The organism is Proteus sp. fly-1067 (assembly GCF_040139345.1).
In the GTDB taxonomy this organism is placed as follows: domain Bacteria; phylum Pseudomonadota; class Gammaproteobacteria; order Enterobacterales; family Enterobacteriaceae; genus Proteus; species Proteus vulgaris_B.
The window spans coordinates 1-652 of record NZ_JBEEUL010000131.1 but is presented as its reverse complement, the minus strand read 5'-3'; the positions used below and the strand labels follow the sequence as shown (position 1 = coordinate 652).

The window sequence follows — 652 nt, the reverse complement described above, 5'->3', positions numbered from 1 at the left end:
AGAAATGGCTTGGCGTGCCATGGTTGTCAATAAAGTACGTACCTTATTGACAATGCTCGGCATTATTATAGGGATCGCTTCTGTTGTGACCATTATTGTGATTGGTGATGCCGCAAAAAGTATGGTGCTTTCTGATATAAAAGCGATTGGCTCTAATACTATTGATATCTATCCTGGGAAAGATTTTGGTAGTGACTCCCCCGAAGACAGGCAATCATTAACGCTACAAGATGTTTTTGCCTTAAAACAGCAGTCTTATGTGCAAGCGGTAACGCCACAAGTGCAATTTAGTACGCGATTACGCCGAGGGAATCAAGATTCGCCCGCTTCTGTTGCGGGGGTGAGTGATGACTATTTTACTGTGTATGCGATGAAATTTTCGCAAGGTCGCTCATTTACGCACGATATGATCCAACGGCAAGCTCAGGTTGTTGTGATTGATGAAAATACTCGCCATCGCTTTTTTCCTAATAAGAAAAACGTAATTGGTGAACAAATTATTATTCGGAATATTCCTTCTACGATTATTGGAGTTATAGCAGATAAAAAATCGGTTTTTGGTAATGGACAATCATTACGCGTTTGGGTGCCTTATAGTACGTTAAATAGTCGTATTTTAAATCGCTCATATCTTGATAGCATTACGGTAAGA

At 40.0% G+C, this 652-nt stretch carries 1 protein-coding gene; it reads left to right on the top strand.

Annotated features, from left to right (window positions below):
* Positions 1-652, top strand: a 652-nt coding sequence (locus tag ABN217_RS19570) for an ABC transporter permease (protein ID WP_349459899.1), incomplete at both ends; no start/stop codon positions are given.